This window comes from Desulfococcus sp., from assembly GCF_041737845.1.
In the GTDB taxonomy this organism is placed as follows: Bacteria; Desulfobacterota; Desulfobacteria; order Desulfobacterales; family Desulfococcaceae; genus Desulfococcus.
In genome coordinates this window covers 1-5,465 of record NZ_JBGSQX010000093.1, presented here as the reverse complement: position 1 = coordinate 5,465, position 5,465 = coordinate 1, and the positions used below count along the sequence as shown (strand labels likewise).

Sequence of the window (5,465 nt, the reverse complement as noted above, 5' to 3'; positions counted from 1 at the left end):
GGCCGGCCTGGCGGATAGCCCGTTGAAACAGCGATTCGTGGGTACGGCCGCTGCATCCGGCAATAACGACCCGGTTCAGGCCTTGTTGGTGAATCGTTTCCTGGATGTGGGTGATGGTTTCGGGGAAGCAGGCCAGATCGGTGATTTCGGCCGTGGCGACGTGCGGCCACTGCCTGGCCTGACCGACCAGGTGATGCATGTCTAAAAGCTGGGTCATTGTGCCGCCGCAGGTGCAGGCAAAGACACCGATACGGGGCGGTTCATGGGTCACGTCCCGTTCCGGGGGCAGGTTGTTTTGGGTGTGGAAGGGCCATTCGCGGGAATATGGGTAGGTGTTGAGCTGTTCGTTGAGCAGGCGCATGACTTCGGCGGCCGCGCCGCTGGCGTCAATGATGGTTTCGGAAATTTCTTTGGGCGAGGAGAACGCGCCGCAGACAAAAACGCCGGAGTGGGTGGTTTGCAGCGGGGTGAACTTGTGAGTCTCGCAAAAGCCGTGCTCGTTCAACCCTAAATCGAGCATATTGGTGAAATGGCGGGCCGAGTCGGGCGGCTGCAAGCCGGTAGCCAGGACGACCATGTCGAACTGTTCCTGGGCCAGTTGGCCGTCGGGCGAAGCGTAATGGAGGATCAAATTGCCGCTTTCCGGCGCTTCCCGGATAGTCGAAACGCGGCAGCGGCGGTAATGGATGCCGTACTGCTGGCGCGCCCTGGCGAAGTAGGTGCTGTATTCTTTGTTGAAAGCGCGCTCGTCCATGATGAAGATGGTGCAGTCAATGGCGTCGCCCAGCCGCTGTTTGGCCAGCATCGCTTCTTTGGTGGCGTACATGCAGCAGATGGAGGAGCAGAAGGTGTTGGTCTGGTCGCGGGAGCCGATGCATTGCAGCCAGGCGATGGAACGGGGGGCGGTCTGGTCGGACGGCCGTTTCACAATGCCTTCTGTTGGCCCGGAGCGGCTGGCCAGACGTTCGTACTGCATGGCGTCAATGACGTTGGGGTAACGGCCGTAGCCCAACTCCTCCAGCCCGCCGGCGTCATACACCTTAAACCCCAGCGCCAAAATAATCGCGCCCACGTTCACCGAAAACAGGCGCGGCTGCTCATCCAAATCAATCGCCTGAGTTGGGCAAACTTCAACGCAGCGGCCGCAGTCATCACAATAAGGACCGCGATCAATGATGTAGGCATCGGGAGTGGCGCGGGCGGCTGTTTTGTAGGCCGCTTTGCGTTTAACCATCCCCAATTGGTAGCTGTCCGGTAGTTCGACGGGGCAGACCTGGGCGCAGTTGTCGCAGTTGATGCAGCGATCTACATTGACGTAGCGTGGTTCTTGCCGCAGCGAGGCCGTAAAATCCCCGGCCTGGCCCTGGATGTCAATGACGTGGGTGTTGGTCCAGATTTCGATATTGGGATGCTGGTTGTGCTGGATGTAAGCGGGTGAAATCGAGGGGCGGGTGCAGCCGTAGCCATGATCCGGCGTGCCGCGGCAGAGGACACAATCATGCTGGGGAAACATATAACCCAACTGGGCGACCCGCCCGCCCAGGCAGGGTGTTTGCTCGACCAGGTAAACTTTCAAACCGGCGTCGGCCAGGTCGAGTGCGGCCCGCATCCCGGCAATGCCGCCGCCGATGACCAGGGTCCGCCGGGTCAGGGGCAGGGTCTCCTCCACCAGGGGCGTCAACAGCCGCACCCGGGAAACGGCCATCTTGACGAGGTCCTCGGATTTGAGGGTCGCGGCCGCCTTGTCGTTCATGTGGACCCAGGAGCACTGCTCCCGCAGGTTGGCCATCTCCAGGAGATAGGGGTTCAGGCCCGCCTCCTGCATCATGTGGCGGAAGGTCGGCTCGTGGAGGCGGGGCGAGCAGGAGGCCACCACGACCCGGTCCAGGCCCATGTCGGCGATGTCGGTCCTGATCTCCATCTGTCCCGGCTCCGAGCAGGCGTAGGTGATCTCCTTGGCCACCGCCACGTCGGGGAAGGCCCGCACGCTGTCGGCCACCTTGCCGCAGTCGACCGTCTGGCCGATATTCATCCCGCACCGGCAGACATACACCCCGATGCGGGCGCCGTGATCGGTATCCATGCATTCTCTTGCGAACATCGTTGTTCCCATTCTTTTCCTCGGTTACGGGTTTGGTCTATTCCCAGCGGATCGTCCGCGCCAGGACGCTCGTGAGATCCTCCGTCGCCATCCGGATCTCCCTGCCCAGAAACGGGTCCTCCATGGCGCATCGGAGATGGATCTGGCACTTGGGGCAGGAGGTGACCATCAGGTCGCTCGCGGTGTCGACGGCCTGGCGGATGCGCCGGACCTGGAGGGCTTTGCTGAAGGCGTCGCACCCGGTCCAGGCGCAGTTCCCGCAGCAGATGGCGGCGGCCCCGCTGTCTTTCATCTCGGTGAAGCCGCCCGGCAAAAGGCGGGAAATGAGCTTGCGGGGCAGTTCCTTCATCCCGTCCAGGCGGTTCAGGCGGCACGAATCCTGATAGGTGATCCGGTTCTCCAAAGGGGCGAAGGTGACGGCGCCCTTGTCGAGCTCCCGTTCCAGGAATTCATAGAGGTGCATGACCGTGAATGCCGGCCGGAGGCCGTGGCGCGGGTAGTCGGTCGACAGGGTCCGATAGCATTCCGGGCACGCGGTGATGACCGTCTCGATGCCTTCATCGTTCAACCTCTCGGTGTTGAGGCGCGCAAGCCGCTGGAAGTTCTCCAGGTCCCCGGACCAGAGGAGGTCGTGGCCGCAGCACCGCTCGGTTTCAAGGAGCCTTGGGTGCACATCGAAGAAATTGAGGAGCCGGACGGCGTCGAAAAGGATCCGGGAGGTGTCGACGCCGGTGTGGTTCCGGAAAAACACGTCGAAATAGGGGGCGCACCCCCCGAAGAAGAGGGTCTTGCCGTCGGGATCGGTCGTCACGTCGCCGGGGAGGTCCTGCCAGCGCGCGGGCGAAAGCGCAGGCGAGGTCATGGTCCGCATGAGGGACTGGAAGAACCCGCCGTGGGCCTGGCTCTCCTCCCCCTGATGGGCGTGGATCCAGGACCTTGCGTCCCGGATGAACTCCGGGAAGTTGACGTCCGAGGGGCACCGCTCGTAGCAGACCCCGCAGGTGAGGCAGGCCCACACGTCCCGGACGACCGCCTCGGAGGAGAGGCCGCCGGCGGCGATGGCGCCCACCAGGGTCCGGGGGGAATAGGGCTTGCCGCTCAGGGCCAGGGGGCAGGCGGCGGTGCATTTGCCGCAGTCCTGGCAGGCGTAGGCGTCGTGCTTCGCCAGAATGTCGGCCACCGACGCCTCGTGGAAAAACGCCTCGGGCGGGGCCTTTCTCACGGGGACCACGGGGCTTTTGCCCAGGGCCCGGATCTCCGCCGTGAATTCCGCGAGAAAGCGGCGGAGCGGTTCGGTGTCGTCGGGCAGGAAGGTGGCGAAGCGCATCCGCCGGCCGCCGACCCCCAGGAGTTCCAGGATGCTCCGGGCATCCTCGGTGTGGGTCACGGCGTTCACGGTTCCGGTGCCGTACCGGCAGGCGCCCGGGCTGCAGCCCACCAGGGCCACGCCGTCGGCGCCCATTTCAAAGGCTTTCAGGAGGAGGGCCTTGGTGATCCTTCCGGCGCAGGAGATGCGCACCATCTTGATCTCCGGCGGGATCTGGTAGCCGTTGTCCTGGAGAGTCTGGTACGCGGTGTGGGGCGCCCAGTTGCACAGATAGAGTATGATTTTAAAATCGTTCATCGATCGACAGCACCACGGGTTAGGGGTGACAGGTTAGTGCAGCAGGATCTCTTCCAGGGTCTCTTCAAAGAATTTCTGGCTGCGGAACGGGCTGTCCGCCGCGTTGGTGGGGCAGACGGAGATGCAGTTGCCGCACCCCTTGCAGAAGGCCTCGTCCACGACGGCGTGCCAGCCGGTGCCGTCAGGCTTCATGGTCACGGCCTGATAGCTGCACGCATCGATGCACCGGCCGCAGCCCCGGCAGGCCGCCTCGTCCACCGTCACGGTGAACCCCTTGTTCTGGCGCGCGCCGGTGGGCATGGCCGCGGCCGTGAGCATGGCGGCGGCGGCGCCTTTCTGGCGGGCCGAGATGCGGATGCCGGGCGGGTCGGCCAGGAACAGCCCGGACACGGAGGTCATCCCCGGGTAGAAAAAGGGGACGCCCGGGACGCCGGCTGTCTGCATGGCCACGGCCATGGCCCGCGACGGGAGGCCCTCCTGGTGGACGTACCGGACCCGCTTCCGGGCTTTTTCGCCCAGGATCACGGCCCCCACCTGCACCTGCTGGACGTGGCCGCCCTCGGTTTCCACCGTGAGCTGGAAGTCCCCCAGATTGCCGCTCAGCCGGCTGATCCTGGCTCCGGTGAAGGCGTGGATGTTGGGGTGCTCCGGCGGGTCGGCCGCGGGCGCGTCGTCCGCCTCGAACATGAAGACGTCCATGCCCATGTCGGCCAGGGTCAGGGCGCTCGTCACCGCCGCCTCGGACTGTCCGATCACGGCCGTGGCGAAGTTGTAGAGCCGGGTGGGGCTCGGGAAGGCGGTCAGCTTCCGGGACCGTTTCACCGACCGGTCGATGAGGCCCCGGAGCCGCGTCAGGGCCTGGTCCGGGTTTTTTTTGAGCAGGCTCAGGGCTTCCCCGCGGATGTTGCGGACCATGACCATGGACCGGCTGATGCCCGTGGCCGTGAAGAGGGCGTGCTTGAGGCGGCTCCGCTGGTCGGTGCAGGCGCTGCAGACGAAGTTGAGGGGGCAGCAGACGCACGAGCCCAGCACCAGCCGGGTGATGCCCTTGTCCCGAACGGTCTTGATGATGCCGGCGATGCCCTCGGGCACGCAGGCCGACGGCAGGGTCCCGGCATGGACCACGTCCGGGGCGCCCGCCAGGTCCTCGACATACCGGTCCATGCCCGCCACCCAGCCGAGGGAGTCGTTGCACCGGCAGACGAAGACCCCGATCCGGATCTCGGGCGACAGGCCGGGGTCGGGCTGGGTGAAGGAAAACCGGTTGCCCTTCCGCCCCCCGGAAACATCGCCCATGAGCAGGATGGCCTGGGAGGCCGCGGCATAGCCCCGCATCATCAGTGCATAGACGTCGGGTTTGGCGGATTTGGGGCCGTAGGCCCGGATGATGTCGTCGCCCTTGACGGCGGGCGCCATGTCGGGGTCGGCGATGATCACCGCGCCGGCATGCTCGACCACGGCCTCCTCGGTTTCGGCGTGGCGGATGGCGCCCATGGCGCCGCAGGCCTCGACGCACTGCATGCATTCCGAACAGGCCCCGCACTGGAGGCAGCGTCCGGCCTCCTCCCGCACCTGGGCCTCGGAGAGCCCCATGGCCACCTCCGAAAAGCTGCAGGTCCGGACGGCGGGCTGGGCCTCGGGCATGGGGACGCGGCAGTGGACGGGGATGTCCGTGGGGATGTCTCGGAACTCCCGGTCCGCGGGCCGCACGCAGGTTGCGGCAGGCGCGTGGAGACCGCA

General features: G+C 65.5%; 3 protein-coding genes. All 3 read right to left on the bottom strand.

What is annotated here, in order from left to right; all coding sequences use genetic code 11:
• Positions 1 to 2,083 (bottom strand): FAD-dependent oxidoreductase (locus ACEW8N_RS10680; protein WP_373499805.1); only part of this gene is annotated, 2,083 nt, incomplete at its 3' end.
• 55 nt (positions 2,084 to 2,138) lie between these two features.
• Entirely contained in the window at positions 2,139 to 3,725 is a 1,587-nt protein-coding gene (locus ACEW8N_RS10675) for a hydrogenase iron-sulfur subunit (RefSeq protein WP_373499804.1), read from the bottom strand.
• 33 nt (positions 3,726 to 3,758) lie between these two features.
• Positions 3,759 to 5,465: 4Fe-4S dicluster domain-containing protein (locus tag ACEW8N_RS10670; protein ID WP_373499803.1), on the bottom strand; the 1,707-nt coding region annotated here is incomplete at its 5' end.